The 17,099-nt window shown below is 61.8% G+C and carries 17 protein-coding genes, 1 tRNA gene and 1 pseudogene; 14 read left to right on the forward strand and 5 right to left on the reverse strand.

What is annotated here, in order from left to right; genetic code table 11:
• Window positions 1–28: 28 nt before the first annotated feature.
• Window positions 29–691 (forward strand): hypothetical protein, encoded by a 663-nt coding sequence (locus tag SB772_RS27345; RefSeq protein ID WP_410836294.1) that lies wholly within the window; start codon window positions 29–31, stop codon window positions 689–691.
• 387 nt (window positions 692–1,078) lie between these two features.
• Here the strand turns inward: SB772_RS27345 and SB772_RS27350 are convergent.
• The 4 genes from SB772_RS27350 to acs all read right to left on the reverse strand — a co-directional run bounded on the left by SB772_RS27350 (window position 1,079) and on the right by acs (window position 5,659).
• A tRNA-Ser gene (locus SB772_RS27350) sits at window positions 1,079–1,169 on the reverse strand.
• 60 nt (window positions 1,170–1,229) lie between these two features.
• Entirely contained in the window at window positions 1,230–3,248 is a 2,019-nt protein-coding gene (locus SB772_RS27355) for a sodium:solute symporter family protein (protein WP_410836295.1), read from the reverse strand.
• Window positions 3,249–3,252: 4 nt separating this feature from the next.
• Complete coding sequence (locus tag SB772_RS27360; RefSeq protein WP_410836296.1) at window positions 3,253–3,612, reverse strand: DUF4212 domain-containing protein; 360 nt, start codon at window positions 3,610–3,612, stop codon at window positions 3,253–3,255.
• 64 nt (window positions 3,613–3,676) lie between these two features.
• Window positions 3,677–5,659 (reverse strand): acetate--CoA ligase, encoded by a 1,983-nt coding sequence (gene acs, locus SB772_RS27365; RefSeq protein WP_410836297.1) that lies wholly within the window; start codon window positions 5,657–5,659, stop codon window positions 3,677–3,679.
• Window positions 5,660–6,107: 448 nt separating this feature from the next.
• Here acs and SB772_RS27370 point away from each other — a divergent pair.
• The 9 genes and pseudogenes from SB772_RS27370 to SB772_RS27410 form a co-directional block, all read left to right on the forward strand.
• Window positions 6,108–6,318 (forward strand): annotated as a pseudogene (locus SB772_RS27370) (EamA/RhaT family transporter); the annotation flags it as partial.
• 252 nt (window positions 6,319–6,570) lie between these two features.
• Window positions 6,571–7,146, forward strand: a complete 576-nt coding sequence (locus tag SB772_RS27375; RefSeq protein ID WP_410836334.1) for a TIGR00645 family protein — start codon at window positions 6,571–6,573, stop codon at window positions 7,144–7,146.
• 52 nt (window positions 7,147–7,198) lie between these two features.
• Window positions 7,199–8,722, forward strand: a complete 1,524-nt coding sequence (locus SB772_RS27380) for a fumarate hydratase (RefSeq protein ID WP_410836298.1) — start codon at window positions 7,199–7,201, stop codon at window positions 8,720–8,722.
• A gap of 183 nt (window positions 8,723–8,905) precedes the next feature.
• A complete protein-coding gene (gene bfr, locus SB772_RS27385) occupies window positions 8,906–9,385 on the forward strand; it encodes a bacterioferritin (protein ID WP_410836299.1) in 480 nt (159 codons plus the stop codon).
• 119 nt (window positions 9,386–9,504) lie between these two features.
• The gene (murI, locus tag SB772_RS27390; RefSeq protein ID WP_410836300.1) at window positions 9,505–10,389 is read left to right on the forward strand and encodes a glutamate racemase; all 885 of its coding nucleotides are present in this window, start codon (window positions 9,505–9,507) and stop codon (window positions 10,387–10,389) included.
• A 223-nt stretch (window positions 10,390–10,612) separates the two neighbouring features.
• Entirely contained in the window at window positions 10,613–10,831 is a 219-nt protein-coding gene (locus tag SB772_RS27395) for a bacterioferritin-associated ferredoxin (protein ID WP_410836301.1), read from the forward strand.
• A 307-nt stretch (window positions 10,832–11,138) separates the two neighbouring features.
• The gene (locus tag SB772_RS27400; protein ID WP_410836302.1) at window positions 11,139–11,876 is read left to right on the forward strand and encodes an energy transducer TonB; all 738 of its coding nucleotides are present in this window, start codon (window positions 11,139–11,141) and stop codon (window positions 11,874–11,876) included.
• A gap of 26 nt (window positions 11,877–11,902) precedes the next feature.
• A complete protein-coding gene (locus SB772_RS27405; RefSeq protein ID WP_410836303.1) occupies window positions 11,903–12,634 on the forward strand; it encodes a MotA/TolQ/ExbB proton channel family protein in 732 nt (243 codons plus the stop codon).
• 16 nt (window positions 12,635–12,650) lie between these two features.
• Window positions 12,651–13,070 carry an ExbD/TolR family protein gene (locus SB772_RS27410; protein ID WP_410836304.1) on the forward strand — a complete coding sequence of 140 codons (420 nt, stop codon included), beginning with the start codon at window positions 12,651–12,653 and terminating at the stop codon, window positions 13,068–13,070.
• A gap of 380 nt (window positions 13,071–13,450) precedes the next feature.
• Here SB772_RS27410 and SB772_RS27415 read toward each other — a convergent pair whose 3' ends face one another.
• On the reverse strand, window positions 13,451–14,440 hold the full coding sequence (locus SB772_RS27415; protein ID WP_410836305.1) for a LysR family transcriptional regulator: 990 nt from the start codon (window positions 14,438–14,440) through the stop codon (window positions 13,451–13,453).
• A gap of 122 nt (window positions 14,441–14,562) precedes the next feature.
• Between SB772_RS27415 and SB772_RS27420 the strand changes: the two genes are divergently transcribed.
• The 4 genes from SB772_RS27420 (at window position 14,563) to hemP (ending at window position 17,067) form a co-directional block, all read left to right on the forward strand.
• Window positions 14,563–15,441: a pirin family protein gene (locus SB772_RS27420; RefSeq protein ID WP_410836306.1), complete on the forward strand. Its 879-nt coding sequence runs from the start codon at window positions 14,563–14,565 to the stop codon at window positions 15,439–15,441.
• Between the two features lie 194 nt (window positions 15,442–15,635).
• Window positions 15,636–16,034 carry an OsmC family protein gene (locus SB772_RS27425; protein WP_410836307.1) on the forward strand — a complete coding sequence of 133 codons (399 nt, stop codon included), beginning with the start codon at window positions 15,636–15,638 and terminating at the stop codon, window positions 16,032–16,034.
• An 87-nt stretch (window positions 16,035–16,121) separates the two neighbouring features.
• Window positions 16,122–16,604, forward strand: coding sequence for an SRPBCC family protein (locus tag SB772_RS27430; protein ID WP_410836308.1), 483 nt, complete (start codon window positions 16,122–16,124; stop codon window positions 16,602–16,604).
• A gap of 202 nt (window positions 16,605–16,806) precedes the next feature.
• Complete coding sequence (gene hemP / locus SB772_RS27435; protein ID WP_410836309.1) at window positions 16,807–17,067, forward strand: hemin uptake protein HemP; 261 nt, start codon at window positions 16,807–16,809, stop codon at window positions 17,065–17,067.
• Window positions 17,068–17,099 lie beyond the last annotated feature (32 nt).

Raw genomic sequence — 17,099 nt, forward strand, 5'->3', positions numbered from 1 at the left:
TATTGCTATTCACCAGGACTGGTCGATTATGAAGGAAGGTATTTTCTTTGGCTGTGACTCGGTCTATCAGATCGAAGCGAACCCAACCAGAGTCCGCTGTGAGTGCGGGGGCAACATCCTTCCGCTGCTGAATCTGGAGGCCTTCCGCATCGCAAGGCTCGCTCATCGGCTAGGCGGCGGATACTATGTCCACTCTGCAATTCTCGACGTAGCGGCGGAGGTTGATAGAAGTCAGCCAATAGACTACAGCAACACGCGTGAGGTCTTTCGAAAAGACGGCACCAAGCATGTATTCGCATTTGACCATTACTTACGAGAAGCATCCCAGCACTCACAAACGAAAGATGACCTCGATTGCGTTTGGTTGACAGGAGCTTTGATCGCACTCGGCGATGCTCTCGAACGCAACAATTATTTCGACCGCGCCCCACATCTCGAACTTCTTAGGCATCTTCGCAATGGTGTATCCCATGGCAACCGTTTCCGGATCGATCAGCCAGCTAAACTAGCAAAATTTCCCGCACACAATTTTTGCGCGCCGTGCAAATCGCCCACAGGCTGTTCATTTGAGATCACCCCCGCTCTTCAGGGCCAAACCGTCCTGTTTGACTTTATAGGCCCAGCAGATTGCGTCGACTTGTTCATGTCAGTGGAAGTGCATCTCTTCTCGCTTGCGGTAGAGAACCCTTGAAAATCGCGAATGTTCAACGCTCCGCGCCGCTCGTCACCAGCGTGGCCGACGACTGATCACGGGCACGCTCGCCGAGGCGGGAGTTTCAACCTGTCGCGTATCGCGCCCCTCATGCCGTGGCAGGGAAGGCAAATCGGCGCTATGGGAAGGTCGGCCATGCCGCCCTTGACGTCGTCGTTCAACCGGGCACGGGTCCGCCGGGTGCGACGCCTCAAAGACTGCTAGGACGGTCCAGGGCAGGACGGCGCATGGGGTTCCGTTGCCCCCTCTCTGACAGGGTCTGCGGTGCCCCTCTGCGAAAGTGTTGTAGCGCATTCGGCGCTTTGGCGGGTTGTTTGGTGGGTAGAAAATAAAAACGGGCCAAAAGGCCCGTCGTTATTAGCTACCTGGCGGAGAGACGGGGATTCGAACCCCGGATAGGTTATTAACCTATACACGCTTTCCAGGCGTGCGACTTAAACCGCTCATCCATCTCTCCGGCGGGGAGCCGAATTATAGCAAACTTCGGGCTCCGCGCCACGCCCGTGCGCAAACCGGCCTACGGATGCCGGATATAGTCCACCAACGCCCGCGTATAAGCATCCGGTTTCCGGTCGATCAAACTCACGCCGATCGCCACCAGAAACCCGGCCGGCACGCCGAATACGCCTGAGCTGATCGGTTCGATCCCGAACCACCGCGCGCCCGCGAAGCCCGTCATTTGCGTGAAGAACGGATACGTCGACACGATGTAGTAAATGCACACCACCAGCCCCGCCACCATCCCCGCGACGGCGCCCAGACGCGTGGTGCGTTTCCAGAACACGCCCAGCACCAGCACCGGAAACAGGCTCGACGCCGCCAGCGAAAACGCCGCGCCCACCAGAAACAGAATATTCCCCGTATTCAACGACGCCACATACGACGCGAACAGTGCCACCCCCAGCAGCAGAATCTTCGAGATCGTCACACGCCGCTGGCTCGATGCCGACGGATCGACCATGTGATAGTAGACGTCGTGCGATAACGCGTTGGCGATCGTCAGCAGCAGACCATCCGCGGTCGAAAGCGCCGCCGCCAGCGCGCCCGCCGCAATCAGCCCGGACATCACATACGGCAGCCCCGCGATCTCGGGCGCGGCCAGCACCACCATGTCCGGCTGCATCTGGATCTCGCTCCAGCGCACGATGCCATCGCCGTTCGTATCGGCAAGACTGATCAGACTCGGCTCGACCTTGCCCCATTGCGTCAGCCATTGCGGCAAATCGGCAAAGTGATGACCTACTACATGGGTCAGCATCTCGTACTTGATCAGCACGGCGAGCACCGGCACCGTCAGATAAAACAGCGCGACGAAGAACAGCGTCCAGCCGACCGAGCGTCGCGCGGAGGCCACCGAAGTCGTCGTGTTATAGCGTGTCAGGATGTGCGGCAGGCTCGCCGTGCCAAGCGATAGACACAACAGCAGCGACAGGAAATTGCGCTCATGGGTGCGCCGATCCTCATCGCTCGCGGTAGGAAACGGCTCGTGCATCGGCACCGGTGCAGCGGCTCGCATCAGCATCTCGTCACGTCGCTGGGTCCAGACGATCTGCGCAGCGGCGGCATCGCGTGGAAACTGTTCGAGCGCCCGCTCGCGCGCCTTGATCTCGCGCAGCGGGCCGTTGTGGCGCCGCAGGTCCGCCACTTCCTGGGCGAGCCGCTGCTTCTCGTCGACGAACGATTGCGGCAGGGCGTCGAGGCGCGTCTGCATCAGCGCGGCGCGCTGCCGATAGTCGTCGCGTACGGTCTGTTCGAGAGGCGCGTCACGCACCTGCTTCTCCAATACTTCAACGCGCGCCATCAAGCGGCCGTAATTGAACTGCGGCACCCAGCCGAGGCCGTCCTTATGCGCGATCATCGAGACCGGAATCAGAATCGCCGCGATCAGGATGATGTATTGCGCGACCTGGGTCCACGTCACAGCACGCATGCCGCCCAGAAACGAGCACACCAGAATGCCCGCCAGTCCGCAGAAAATGCCGACGGCGAAGTCGACGCCGATAAAACGCGTCGCAATCAACCCGACGCCCTGAATCTGCGCGACCAGATAGACGAACGAGCACAGGATAGCCGCTAACGCAGCAAGTCCACGCACGGCGTTGCTCGAAAACCGCGTGCCGAGAAAATCGGGAATCGTGTAGCGCGCGAGCTTGCGCACGTACGGCGCAAGCAGAAACGCGACGAGGCAATAGCCGCCGGTCCAGCCCATCACATACGCAAGGCCGTCGTAGCCGGTCGCGTAGATCGAACCGGCCAGGCCGATGAACGACGCAGCGGACAGCCAGTCGGCGGCGGTCGCCATGCCGTTGAAGGCGGACGGCACGCGCCGCCCCGCTACGTAGTATTCGACCAGATCGGAGGTGCGTGACAGCACGCCGATCACCGCATACACCGCAATCGGCACGAACAGGAACACGTAGCCGATCCAGACACCGGGACCGGTGGTGCGCTCGATGCGCCACATCACATAGACGAACAACAGGAAGCCAAGCGTGTAGAACGCGTACGAGCGGATCAGTCGATGCGTGAGCTTCATCGGCTCAATTTCCGCGCACGGTTGAATCGACGCTGGCGTCGGTATCGAAGGCGCGTTGCAGCCGGCGGTCGGCGCGCTGCATCAGCAAGATATAGGCGACGATCAGCGCGACATACACGAGAATCGCCCCTTGCGCGCCGAAGTAGAACGGCAATCTGAAACCGCCGATGCGCACCTGCGCCAACGCCGGCGCCACCAGCGGCACGCCGAACGACACGACGAAGCCCAAGGTCATCAACGTGGCGATCAGCGCGAGGTTGAACCGCCAGTACGTCTGATGCGCGCGCGCCATCGCTGCCGAAACCGTAGGCGGTTCGGGTGCGGGATTGAGCCTAGCGTGAGAAGCGTGATGCGGCGCGGTCATGCGCCTATGTATCAAAAAGCCACCGGGCAGGCAATCGGGATTGTCCGCGCGGTGGCTTCGAGACTCAAAGCGACTCGCCGAGTTGATCGAGAATCGCAGGGTTCTCCAGCGTCGACACGTCCTGCGTGATGGCCTCGCCCTTCGCGAGCGAGCGCAACAGGCGGCGCATGATCTTGCCCGAACGCGTCTTCGGCAGGTTCTCGCCGAAGCGGATGTCCTTCGGCTTGGCGATCGGACCGATCTCCTTGCCGACCCACGCGCGCAATTCGTTGGCGAGCTTCACCGCTTCCTCGCCCTCCGGACGCGCGCGCTTGAGCACGACGAATGCGCACACGGCTTCGCCGGTCGTATCGTCAGGACGTCCGACCACGGCTGCCTCGGCGACGAGCGGGTTCGACACCAGCGCCGACTCGATCTCCATGGTGCCGAGGCGGTGTCCCGACACGTTGAGCACGTCATCGATGCGGCCCATGATCGTGAAGTAGCCGGTTTCCTTGTCGCGCACCGCGCCATCGCCGGCGAGATACAGCTTGCCGCCGAGTTCTTCGGGGAAGTAGCTCTTCTGGTAGCGGTCCGGATCGCCCCAGATCGTGCGGATCATTGCCGGCCAGGGCCGCTTGATGACCAGAATCCCGCCCTGTCCGTTCGGCACGTCCTGGCCGGTTTCATCGACCACCGCCGCCATGATGCCCGGCAGCGGCAATGTGCACGAACCCGGCACCAGCGGCGTGGCGCCAGGCAGCGGCGAGATCATGTGGCCGCCGGTTTCGGTCTGCCACCACGTATCGACGATCGGGCAGCGCCCGCCGCCGACATTCTCGTGGTACCACACCCACGCTTCGGGATTGATCGGCTCGCCGACCGTACCGATGATGCGCAGCGACGACAGGTCGTAGCTCTTCGGATGCACTTTCGGGTCCGCGTCGGCGGCCTTGATCAGCGAGCGGATCGCCGTCGGCGCCGTATAGAACAACGAGACCTTGTGCTTCGCGATCATGTCCCAGAAGCGGCCGGCGTTCGGATAGGTCGGCACGCCTTCGAACACGACCTGGGTGCCGCCGAGCGTCAACGGGCCGTACCCGATGTAGCTATGGCCGGTGATCCAGCCGATGTCGGCGGTGCACCAGAACACATCCGTGGGCTTCCAGTCGAAGGTCCACTTCATGGTCTGCGCGGCCCACAGCAGAAAGCCGCCGGTACTGTGCTGCACGCCCTTCGGCTTGCCGGTCGAACCGGACGTATAGAGGATAAAGAGCGGATGCTCGGCGCCAACCCACTCGGGCGCGCATTGATCCGATTCGGCCTGGGTGAGTTCATGCATCCACCGGTCGCGGCCTTCGTTCCATGCGATCTTGCCGCCGGTGCGCCGATAGACGATCACGCTCCTGACCGCTTCGCAGCCGCCCATGGCGATGGCTTCGTCGGCGATGTTCTTCAGCGGCAGCGCCTTGCCGCCTCGCATCTGTTCGTCTGAGGTGACGAGCGCGACCGCGCCCACATCCACCAGACGCTCGTTCAGCGACTTCGACGAGAAGCCGCCGAACACCACCGAGTGAGTCGCGCCAATGCGCGCGCAGGCCTGCATCGCGACGACGGCCTCGACCGACATCGGCATATAGAGCACGACGCGGTCACCCTTCTTCACGCCACGCTTCTTCAGTGCGTTCGCAAAGCGCGACACGCGTTGCAGCAGGTCTTTGTAGGTAACGTTGGTGACGGTGCCGTCGTCGGCTTCGAAAATGATCGCGACGCGCTCGCCGTTGCCCGCTTCGACGTGACGGTCGATGCTGTTATACGAAGCGTTCAGCTGGCCGTCTTCGAACCACGTGTAGAACGGCGCCTTCGATTCGTCGAGCACCTTCGTGAAGGGCTTGTGCCAGTTGAGCGTTTCGCGGGCGAGGCGCCCCCAGAAACCGTCGTAATCGCGTTCCGCTTCGGCGGCAAGCGCCCGGTACGCGTCCATGCCGGAGATCGTCGCACCTTCCGCTGCTTCAGCGGAGGGCGGGAAAACGCGGCGTTCCTGAAGAACCGATTCAATCGCAGACATCGACAACCCCTTGGTGAAGATGAAACGTAAAACCTGTACCGGCGCGCCTGTGACGCGCCGTGTCATGGTGACGCCGCGAAATGCGGCGCCTTGTCTCCAACCCTCGTGCCCCGACCGCATAGGTCGAAGCGCAGCAGGCCATCCGTTTGAACATACAACCTCGATGCGACCCATGCGGCAGTGCAGCATCGATACGCGTTCAGCGAAATGCCTGCGCCCACAGCAAAGATAAGCCTTGCAACTTACCGGCCACTTACGTGAACGCCCTTGAGCGCACAGAGCGCACATGTACGTCCAGACAGTTCGATGCTACGCGTGATGGCACGCTCGCGCTTCCGACGTGGCACGCACAGGCATCGCGACTCGCGGACTGCATCGGCGCCGCGCCTTTACGCTGGCGAACGCGCCCTTTTACAATGCTAACTGAACTAGCCGTCCGGATTCCAGCCTGAATCGTTACGCCCTGCTTCTCATTACCTCGATGCTGCCGGTTGGGCGCAATGCCGGAATCGGTCAATCGATCGTCGCGTTTGTCCCCGTCCCGCTGTTTGCGCTGCTGCGCTTCGTGATCGCGATGGCCATGTTGTGGCCACTGCTGCGTGTGACCAAGCCGACGCCGCGTCAAACGCGACGAATGGCTCAATCCGTTTCTGCCCGCGCCGTCGCGGCAAATTCAGGAGGCACTGTACAATAGCGCGCCTGGCGCGAGTTTTGCGACCCGCCCGGGCCGTACACCGCGCTGTCCTCGCCTCGTCTGTGTACTGTGCCGCGTGCCTGATCCGCGCGCCCGGTCCAGGCGCCAGGCCGGTGCATTTAATCTGCGTATTTAATCCGCATTCCATCACCTGCGCCTCATCCGACTCTAGCCTATGTCCGCCACGCGACCCGACTTCGCCCGTCAGCGCCGCCCGATGCGCCCGCTGCCCATCGTCATCTTCATGAGCCGCTGGTTGCAGGTGCCGCTCTACCTGGGCCTGATCGTCGCCCAGGCTGTCTATGTCGTCCTGTTCCTGAAAGAAGTCTGGCATCTCGTCTCGGCGTCGATGACGCTCGACGAAACCAACATCATGCTGGTCGTACTCGGCCTGATCGACGTGGTGATGATCTCGAACCTGCTGATCATGGTGATCATCGGCGGGTATGAAACGTTCGTATCGCGCCTCGGCGTTGAGGGGCATCCGGACGAACCGGAATGGCTCGACCACGTGAACGCCGGCGTGCTGAAAGTGAAACTGTCGATGGCGCTGATCAGCATCTCGTCGATCCATCTGTTGAAGACCTTCATCAGCCCCGACCAGAATACGACGCACACCATCATGTGGCAGGTGATCATTCACGTCGCGTTCCTCGTCTCGGCGCTCGTGATGGCGCTGGTCGACCGCCTCACCACGCACACGCACCCCAAGCATTTTCAGGAACCCACGGCATTGCATGTCGTGAGTTCACACAGTTCACACGACTCCACTCCCCTGAAGGCGCACGACTGACCGCATAATCCGCGGCCGGAAAACAGGCGCCACCGTCCCCACTGAGCTAGCCATGACCGTCATCAAACAGGAAGATCTGATTCAGAGCATTGCTGATTCGCTTCAGTACATCAGCTACTACCACCCGCTCGATTACATCCAGGCCTTGGGCCGCGCGTACGAACTCGAAGAGAGCCCGGCCGCGAAGGATGCGATTGCGCAGATCCTGACCAACAGCCGCATGTGCGCCGAAGGCAAGCGGCCGATCTGCCAGGACACCGGCATCGTCACGGTGTTCGTGAAGGTCGGCATGGACGTGCGTTGGGACGGTGCGACGATGAGCGTCACCGACATGATCAACGAAGGCGTGCGCCGCGGTTATCTGAACCCGGACAACGTGCTGCGCGCGTCGATCGTGAGCCCGCCGGAAGGCGCGCGCAAGAATACTAAAGACAACACGCCGGCCGTGATCCACTACGAGATCGTGCCGGGCGACAAGGTCGACGTGCAGGTCGCGGCCAAGGGCGGCGGCTCGGAAAACAAGTCGAAGTTCGCGATGCTGAACCCGTCGGACTCGATCGTCGACTGGATTCTGAAGACCGTGCCGACCATGGGCGCAGGCTGGTGTCCGCCGGGCATGCTCGGCATCGGCATCGGCGGCACCGCCGAGAAAGCGATGGTGATGGCCAAGGAATCGCTGATGGATCCGATCGACATCCAGGACGTGATCGCCCGCGGCCCGAAAGACTGGATCGAAGAACTGCGTATCGAACTGCACGAGAAGGTCAACGCGCTGGGCATCGGCGCGCAAGGCCTCGGCGGTCTGGCAACGGTGCTCGACGTGAAGATCATGGCCGCGCCGACGCACGCCGCGAGCAAGCCGATCGCGATCATCCCGAACTGCGCCGCCACGCGTCACGCGCACTTCACGCTGGACGGCTCGGGCGTCGCGAAGCTCGAAGCGCCGTCGCTCGACGCATGGCCGAAGGTGCAGTGGGAACCGAATACGGAAACCAGCAAGCGCGTCGATCTGAACACGCTGACGCCGGAAGAAGTCGCCGGCTGGAAGCCGGGCCAGACACTCCTGCTGTCGGGCAAGATGTTGACGGGCCGCGACGCCGCGCACAAGCGCATCGCCGATATGCTCGCGAAGGGCGAAAAGCTGCCGGTCGACTTCACCAACCGCGTGATTTACTACGTCGGCCCGGTCGATCCGGTGCGCGACGAAGCCGTCGGCCCGGCCGGCCCCACCACCGCCACGCGGATGGACAAATTCACCGAAACGATGCTGTCGCAAACCGGCCTCATTTCGATGATCGGCAAAGCCGAACGCGGCCCGGTCGCAATCGAGGCGATCAAGAAGCACAAGGCCGCGTATCTGATGGCCGTGGGCGGCGCCGCGTACCTCGTGTCGAAAGCGATTCGCAGCGCGAAGGTTCTCGCGTTCGAAGACCTGGGCATGGAAGCGATCTACGAGTTCGACGTGCAGGACATGCCGGTAACGGTGGCGGTCGATTCGAACGGCACGTCCGTGCATCAGACCGGCCCGAAGGAATGGCAAGCCAGGATCGGCAAGATTCCGGTCGCGACGGTTTGATTCGCTGCTAACGCCTGTCATGTGTGTCAGGAAGCCGGGGCTGCGGTCCCGGCTTTTTCATGGCCGCGGCAAGCGCGGCGCGTGAGCCCAACAACAATGTCAAAAGATGCGCCCGTCTCCTTGGCTTTTTCAGGCCTGGCGTTTATTGTTGTTGAAAATTCAAAGCCCTCATAAGGAATCACCATGCAAGGCGATAAAAAAGTTATCGAGTATCTGAACGCTCAACTGAAGAATGAGCTCACCGCCATCAATCAGTACTTCCTGCACGCACGGATGTACAAGCACTGGGGCCTCGAAAAACTCGGCAAGCATGAATACGACGAATCGATCGGCGAAATGAAGCACGCCGACTGGCTGATCGAACGCATTTTCATGCTCGACGGCCTGCCGAATCTGCAAGACCTGCACAAGCTGCTGATCGGCGAGGAAACCAAGGAAATCCTCGAATGCGATCTGAAGCTCGAACAGATCTCGCAAAACACCTGTAAAGAAGCGATTGTGTATTGCGAATCGGTTCGCGATTTCATCTCGCGTGAAATCTTCGTCAAGATTCTCGACGACACCGAAGAACACATCGACTGGCTCGAAACGCAACTGGATCTGATCGACAAGGTCGGCATTCAGAACTACCAGCAAACGGCGATGGGTTCGGTCGAGTCCTGATCGAACCAGGCTGGCAAAGCCCACGCGCCGGCTCATGCGCGCGCGGGCGATATACTTGCGCACCTCTCTGTTTTCGTGACGTCCCCTTGACCGCTGTGCCGCTCGCGCCCTCTTCGCCTATGCCCGCAGAATCGCCGTCTCCAAGTGCCCCGCTTGCGACCGCAGGTGCCAATGCGCGCGCGCCGGTCGGCATTTTCGATTCGGGCCTGGGTGGCTTGTCGGTGCTGCGCGCGGTCCGGGCGCAACTGCCGGACGAAGCGATTCTGTATGTCGCCGACTCGCTGTATGCGCCCTATGGCGAACGCGACGACGACTTCATCGCCGACCGCACCCTCGCGATCGGTGAATGGCTGGTCAAGCAAGGCGCGAAAGCGCTGGTGGTCGCATGCAATACGGCGACGGCGCAGTCGATCGCGCTGGTCCGCGAAAAGCTGCCGATTCAGTTGGTGGGCGTAGAGCCCGGCGTCAAACCGGCCGCGCTGCAATCGAAAACGCGCGTCGCCGGCGTGCTCGCCACGCAAGTCACCTTGCGCAGCGCCCGCTTTCAGGCGCTGCTCGAACGCTACGCCGCGGATTGCCGCTTTCTGTGCCAGCCGGGCCACGGGCTCGTGCAGGCGGTGGAACGGTGCGACGTCAGTTCGGCCGAACTGCGCGCGCTACTGCGCGGTTATCTGGAGCCGATGCTCGATGCCGGCGCCGATACGCTGGTGCTCGGCTGCACTCACTATCCTTTTCTCGATGCGGCGATCCGCGACATCGTCGGCGACCGGCTGACGCTGATCGATACCAGCGTCGCGATTGCACGCCAACTGGAACGGGTGCTCGACCAGCACGGCCTGCGCGCTGCCCCGGAAAGCGGCAGTGCACTGCCCCGTTTTTTTTCGACCGGCGACGGTGCCCATCAGCAACAGCTCGCTGCCACCCTGCTACATATCGACGCGGCGGTCGAACGCGTATTGATCCCCTCGCGCCGCACCGCAGCGCCGGATTCCCAAGCCGCATAAACCCTCGGAACACGGCTTTGATGCCACCGAGGGGCCTTCTTGTGCGCTTTTTAGGCACTTTTTTGGCGTTTCTGCGCCCTTCCGGCCACTCTCGCCGAACCCGGTCCGCAGACGAAACCCTCTAACAGTCTGGTTTTGTTACAAAAATTCATTCAGGACGCTTGCCAAACGCGTCAAACATAATGATAATAATTCGCATTAACGTTCGCTATGACGCCCTACCATGATTGTCTGTGTCTGCAAGTCTGTCTCTGACCGAAAGATCCGTGCCTCGATCGCGGAAGGCATCGATTCGTTCGACGAACTCCAGTTCGAACTGGGCGTCGCCTCCTGTTGTGGCAAGTGCGCGGACTCCGTGCGCGACGTCATGCTGCAAAGCGGCGTTTGTGCGAGCCGCTGCGGCTTCGAGCATCACCAGCAAGCGATGCCGCTGACGTTTTAGGAACGCAAGGCGGCCTGAAGTCAGGTTCACGGCGCGGCCCACGCCGCGCCAGAAAGTGTTTATCGCTCCGGCTCACCGCCTCACTCTGCTTCACGCGTTGCTTCTAGCGCTGCTTCTAGCGTTTCCCCCACTGCCGTCAGCAAGCCAGTATCCGTACCAGCCAGCTACCCGCCTCCCCTGTTAAAAGGAGCTTGAGATGGAATTGCTGATCGGTTTCGTGACTACTTTGTGCATTTCGCTGCTGATCTTCCGAACCTGATGCTGTCTTGTCTGACGTGCTATATCGACGGCGCGCCGCCACGCTAACATGTCGGCTTCGCATACCGTTTCAGCCGGCGCCGCGCCGGCCACTTCCGTCCGAATGAATTCCCGTGCCTTCACCGTGACTGCCGCGGTGGCCGCGCTTCACGTCGCGCTACTGGCCGTTGTGCTCACGCTGCGTAGCGAACCCGTCGTACGGCCGATCGAGTCACGCACCATGACCGCAGAGTTGCTGAGCCCCGCGCCGGTCGCGGCGCCCGCCGCACTGCAATCGATCGCACCGCCACCGCCCGAGCCGGCGCCGCCGGTTCACACCAAGCCGAAGGTCCAGCTGAAGCCGGCACCCACGCCCGAACCGACACCTACTCCATTGCCGCAGGCCGCGGCGCCGTCGCCAACGCCGGTCGCAGCGCCTGATCCGACTCCGCCCGCACCTGCTGCACCGGCAGCGCCCGCCGCTCAGGCCGCACCCGCGATCGGTCGTCAGACAATGGAAATCGCCGCGCCGAAGAACGTCTCGCACCTCGACTGCAACATCGCCAAACCCGACTACCCGTCGTTATCCAGGCGGCGTGGCGAAACCGGCACCGCGTATGTGAAGTTCGTGGTGGGCCTGACCGGCAAGCTCGAGAACATCGAACTGAAGAAGAGCAGCGGCTTTAGCCGCCTCGACGACGCCGCGCTCGCCGCCGTGCATGCAAGCGCCTGCAAACCGTATCTCGAGAACGGCCAGCCGATTCGTGCGGCGTACACCCAGCCTTACGACTTCAATCTGAACGATTGAGGCAAATTTCAAAAAAAGGAATTGCAATGCAAAACTACGGATTGGCGCACGTGTGGGCGCAAGGGGATTTCGTGACGCGCGGTATCGCGCTCGCGCTGTTGCTCATGTCAGTGATGTCGTGGAGCGTGATCGTCATCAAAGGCTGGAATGTGATGCGGCTGAAGCGGCTCACGAAGAACGCCGAGCAGGCGTTCTGGCATTCGGACGATCTCGCCGACGGCGTGAAGAAGCTCGGCGCCGAATCGTCGACGCCGCAGGACAACCCGTTCCTCGCGCTGGCGCTCTCGGGCCAGGAAGCCGCCGATCACCATCATCAGACGCAGCCGCATCTGCACGACCGCATGGACGTGTCGGACTGGGTCACGCGCTGCCTGAAAGACACGATGGACGAAAGTGTCGCACGCATGCAGAGCGGTCTCGCGATTCTCGCGTCGGTCGGCAGCACGGCGCCGTTCGTCGGCCTGTTCGGCACGGTATGGGGCATCTATCACGCGCTGCTGGCGATCGGCGCAAGCGGCCAGTCGTCGATCGATCAGGTGGCCGGCCCGGTCGGCGAAGCACTGATCATGACCGCGTTCGGCCTGTTCGTCGCGATTCCGGCGGTGCTCGGTTACAACGCATTGACACGCGCCAACAAGGCGATCGTCGCCAGGCTAAGCCGCTTCGCGCATGGCCTGCACGCGTTCTTCGTGACGGGCGCCCGCCTGTCGTCGACGAGGCGCGGCGACGGTCTGCGACTCGCCACGCGCGCCAACTGATCAGCGAGGCACTCCGATGGCAATGAGCCCCTTCGCCGGCGACGATGACGACGGCCTGATGAACGAAATCAACATGACGCCGCTTGTCGACGTCATGTTGGTTCTCCTGATCGTCTTCATGGTGACGATTCCGGTGATTCGTCACGCGGTCAAGATCGATCTGCCGCATGCAAGCAGTCAGAAGGAAGACACGAAGCCCGCGCAGGTCTCGGTCTCGATCGATGCGGACGGCAACGTGTTGTGGGACGAGCACAAGGTCGACGACGCGACGCTGCGCGCGAAGATCGCGCAGGCCGCGCAAGCGAACCCGCAACCAGAGTTGCATCTGGATGCGGACCGCAAGGTCGCATATGAGAAAGTCGCTGAGGTGATGTCGGCGGCACAGGCCGGCGGCCTGACCAGGATCGGCTTCGTTACACAGCCGAAGGCCAGATAAGTACGAGGTACCGCACTCTTAAGCAGCGTCTGCTGAAATACGGAAAAGCCCTTGAAACAAGGGATAAAAGTAAAAGGCCCTCATCGTCGGATGAAGGCCTCTTTTTTTGCGCACTCGGCGCCTTCGGGCGGCGAGATCACTTGCCATCGGAATGATAGCTAGTGCCATCGCATGCGACAGCCGTGGTCGACACGGACAGCGCGGTCAGCCCTATCAGGCCGGCTATGATAGCGGCCATGAGTTTCCGCATAAGAGACTCCTTAGCGAAGGGATTTCAATATAGGCCTGCGAGCGCGCGCATTCAAGCAAAGGGCCATTGAAAGTACTCATGACAAGCGGCGCTTAAATGCTAAAAGCGATGCCGTTTCGCGTCAGAAGCGCTATGACGCGACGGCGAATACCTGCTGCGTGGCTGGCTTCTTTTCTTCCAGCGCCGGACATTCGCCCGCGATGTGTTTACCGTTGTCCGGGTCGAGCATCTCGACCAGATAATCGACGAATGCACGCACCGCCGGCACCATCCCCTGCCGCGAGACGAATACGGCGTATAACTGCGGCGTCGGAAAGGTCCAACCCGGCATCACCGGCGACAACTGCCCCGCGCGTAACGCGGCGCCGTACATCATTTCCGGCAACGCAGCGATGCCGACGCCGGCCAGTACCGCTTCGCGAATCGTCATGAGATCTGCGCTCACCAGACGCGGCTCGTGTTCATGCACGTGGCGCGTGCCGTCGGGCGCGATCAGGTTAAATACGTGGCGGCCGTCGCTGGTCGGGACATCGAGCGTTTCGAAGCGGTTCAGATCGGTGGGCAACAGCGGCGGTGCGTTCTGCTGCAACAGGCTCGGCGCGCCAACCAGCATCTGCTGCGTGCGCCACAACGGCCGCACGACGATGTTGGCGTTTTCCGGCGGATCGGAGCGCACACGCAACGCGACGTCGATCGAATCCTCGAACAGATCGACCACGCGGTTCGTCACGCGCATCACGACGCGCACTTCCGGGTAGCGATGCATGAATTCCGGCAGGATTTGCGACAGGATGGTCTGCGAGATGGTCACCGGCACGCTCACGCGCACGGTTCCGCGCGGCGACGAGCGCAACTGCTGCACGACGTTGACGGCCGCCTGCGCCTCGCTGAGCATCGCCTGGCAGTGCTGGTAGAACAGTTGCCCGGCTTCGGTCAGCGCCAGCTTGCGGGTGGAGCGCTGCAGCAAACGCACGCCCAGCGATGCTTCCAGCTCGGTCAGCCGGCGCGAGAGCCGCGACTTCGAGATGCCCAGCACGCGCTCGGCGGCGGAAAACCCGCCATGTTCGACGACCTGCGAGAAGTACATCAGGTCATTCAGATTGTGTGAATCGATCTTCATCTCATCGTTCCAGTAATAGAACAATCCATTGCGTGACAGCGGCTGGCACCTCGAAAAACGGTCCCTATAATAGCTCCATGTTTCAAAAATAACGCTATTCCCCATTTTTTAAGGTGACTTTGATGAGCACGACACGCACGATCGAACGCACGTATCCCGCCGTTCGCACGACCGAGGGTGGCGGCTTTATCGTCCACCGGCCGTTCCCGACCCGCATGCTGATGGATTTCGACCCGTTCCTGCTGCTCGACGAAATGGGGCCGGTCGACTACGCGCCCGGCGAGGCCATCGGCGCGCCGGACCATCCTCATCGCGGCTTCGAGACGGTCACCTATGCGCTCGAGGGCCAGTTCGGCCATAAGGATTCAGCGGGCCATTCGGGCACGTTGCATGCCGGCGACGTGCAATGGATGACCGCGGGCGCCGGCGTCGTACACAGCGAAATGCCGGATCCGGAATTTGTCCGCACCGGCGGCCGCGTGCATGGATTGCAGCTGTGGGTGAATCTGCCGCGCCGCGACAAGATGATCGAGCCGCGCTACCAGGAGATTCCGTCGTCGGGCATTCCGGTCGCGACGTCCGCGGACGGCAAGGTGCGCGTCAAGGTCATCGCCGGCGAGGCGCTCGGCGTCAAGGCGGCAATCGAAACACGTACACCGATCCTGTATCAGCATTTCTCGCTGCAACCGGGCGCGACGATTCAGCAACCGGTGCCGGCGGACTATCGTGTGTTCGCCTACAGCCTGTCGGGCAAGGGCTTTTACGGCGCAGGCGAGGCGCGTCAGGAAATCGACGCGCAGACGATGGTCGTATTTCAGAACGACGGCGATAGCGTCACGCTCACGGCCGGCGCCGAGCCGCTCGAAGTGCTGCTGCTCGGCGGCGTACCGCTGAAAGAGCCGGTGGTGCGCTACGGCCCGTTCGTGATGAACACCGAAGATGAGATCCGTCAGGCCGTCACCGACTACCAGGCCGGGCGCATGGGCGCGATCACACACTGAGCGGGCATTGGGCACCGGGTACGCCTGGCCGCCAGGAAGCATCGCGGCGCGGTTGGCATCGCGCCGCCGCGCCGCGCCATGTGGCGCGGACGCCGGTAAATTCGTTCACAATAGCGATTCATGCCGCACGCCGCGCCGTTTAGCCATAACGGTCGTCGGCGCGCGGCGGTTTCCGTCCCTGTTCAGGAGCCCGCATGGCAGAGTCCACCGTCACCGCCCACATCGGTTCGACGAATTTTCAGGTCATATTCGACGACGGCAAGCACACGTGGCTCGCCGACGAACCCGAGTCGCTGGGTGGTGGTGATCGTGGGCCGGCGCCCATCGCGCTATTGCTGTCGAGTCTCGGCGCGTGTACGTCGATCACGCTGAAGATGTACGCGCAGCGCAAGGGCTGGCCGCTCACCGGTGTGCGCGTGGCGCTGTCGATGGAAACCGGCGACGCCGGCTCGACCATCGACCGCCGGATCGTGCTGGAAGGCGATCTGTCCGACGAGCAGCGGGAACGGCTTTTGCAGATTGCCAATGCGTGTCCGGTTCACAAGATCCTGACGCATTCAATCACGATTCGTTCGGGACTCGCAGCCGCGTAACGTCGCGCGAGAGAGCGCGGCAAAACCCGCAGGACCCGGATGAACAGGGCAGAACGTATTGCAGCGCTTTCATAGGAAGCTGTCGTCTTGAATTTCGAACACCTTATCCAGATCAACGATCCGTTGAATCCGCTTGTCGACTCGATGACCCGCGAGCAGTTGTGGGAGGGTCTCGTGCTGCGCGCCGAGCAGCCGCAGCTGTTTGTGCTCGGTCTCGACAGTTGCACCATCCTGTCGCGCACCGGGAACATACTGGAACGTGAGCTGCACTACGGCCAGGCCACCGTGCGCGACCGTGTCACGCTGCTGGAGAGCCAGAGCGTACGCTACGACATTCTGCCGACCGAATCGCATGTCGGCGGCTCGCTGACCATGACCATCGAGCAGCCCGACGAGTTGCAGCTGTTTCTGCGCTTCGAGTACACGACTACCCTGCCCGTCTCCGACGACCAGGATGCGGTGCAGACGACCGAGATCGTCAAGTCGGCGTATCGCGAGTCGGATATCGACACGGTGCGGCTGATTCGTCAGTACGTGCAGACGAAGCAGGAACCCGGTTCGTTGCATTGAAATTTACGCGCAGGCGCCCCTGCTTGCGCACGAGCATTCCAGGCCGCCAGTTTGACGGCGGCCTTGCCTCCATGCCTTTGATCGTATTGCTCTCCCGCGCATCTGGCTATCGAACGCAGAATCCGATCAATTTCCCTTTCTTGTAAATAGGAATGGTTATCATTTAGAATTAATCCATCGAATCGACTCACAGCTAAAACGAATGACCGATCTCACGCGCTCTTCCACACTCAGCCTGCGCCGCCCGGCGGCCACGCTGACCAGCCGTCCGAAACCATCGACGACCACGGCAACCGCCACGAAGCCCGTCGTGGATCGCGTCGACAGTTCGGGAGAGTCGTCGAATCGGGTCGTGCGCAGCGACGCACTACTGCAAGGACAAAGCCACGTCAGCATCATCCATAACGGTGAAACCTACCAGTTGCGCGCAACGCGCCTGGGCAAGCTGATCCTGACGAAATAAGGAACGAACAGAAGGACGTACCGGGTATTGTG

This window comes from Paraburkholderia sp. SIMBA_030 (assembly GCF_046535245.1).
Lineage (GTDB): Bacteria > Pseudomonadota > Gammaproteobacteria > Burkholderiales > Burkholderiaceae > Paraburkholderia.

Excerpts from the sequence above, each read along its gene's own strand:
- SB772_RS27345 (WP_410836294.1), top strand. The coding sequence starts at position 29 with ATGAAGGAAGGTATTTTCTTTGGCTGTGACTCGGTCTATCAGATCGAA.
- SB772_RS27355 (WP_410836295.1), bottom strand. The coding sequence starts at position 3,248 with ATGAAGCTCACGCATCGACTGATCCGCTCGTACGCGTTCTACACGCTT.
- SB772_RS27360 (WP_410836296.1), bottom strand. The coding sequence starts at position 3,612 with ATGACCGCGCCGCATCACGCTTCTCACGCTAGGCTCAATCCCGCACCC.
- acs (WP_410836297.1), bottom strand. The coding sequence starts at position 5,659 with ATGTCTGCGATTGAATCGGTTCTTCAGGAACGCCGCGTTTTCCCGCCC.
- SB772_RS27375 (WP_410836334.1), top strand. The coding sequence starts at position 6,571 with ATGCGCCCGCTGCCCATCGTCATCTTCATGAGCCGCTGGTTGCAGGTG.
- SB772_RS27380 (WP_410836298.1), top strand. The coding sequence starts at position 7,199 with ATGACCGTCATCAAACAGGAAGATCTGATTCAGAGCATTGCTGATTCG.
- bfr (WP_410836299.1), top strand. The coding sequence starts at position 8,906 with ATGCAAGGCGATAAAAAAGTTATCGAGTATCTGAACGCTCAACTGAAG.
- murI (WP_410836300.1), top strand. The coding sequence starts at position 9,505 with ATGCCCGCAGAATCGCCGTCTCCAAGTGCCCCGCTTGCGACCGCAGGT.
- SB772_RS27395 (WP_410836301.1), top strand. The coding sequence starts at position 10,613 with ATGATTGTCTGTGTCTGCAAGTCTGTCTCTGACCGAAAGATCCGTGCC.
- SB772_RS27400 (WP_410836302.1), top strand. The coding sequence starts at position 11,139 with ATGTCGGCTTCGCATACCGTTTCAGCCGGCGCCGCGCCGGCCACTTCC.
- SB772_RS27405 (WP_410836303.1), top strand. The coding sequence starts at position 11,903 with ATGCAAAACTACGGATTGGCGCACGTGTGGGCGCAAGGGGATTTCGTG.
- SB772_RS27410 (WP_410836304.1), top strand. The coding sequence starts at position 12,651 with ATGGCAATGAGCCCCTTCGCCGGCGACGATGACGACGGCCTGATGAAC.
- SB772_RS27415 (WP_410836305.1), bottom strand. The coding sequence starts at position 14,440 with ATGAAGATCGATTCACACAATCTGAATGACCTGATGTACTTCTCGCAG.
- SB772_RS27420 (WP_410836306.1), top strand. The coding sequence starts at position 14,563 with ATGAGCACGACACGCACGATCGAACGCACGTATCCCGCCGTTCGCACG.
- SB772_RS27425 (WP_410836307.1), top strand. The coding sequence starts at position 15,636 with ATGGCAGAGTCCACCGTCACCGCCCACATCGGTTCGACGAATTTTCAG.
- hemP (WP_410836309.1), top strand. The coding sequence starts at position 16,807 with ATGACCGATCTCACGCGCTCTTCCACACTCAGCCTGCGCCGCCCGGCG.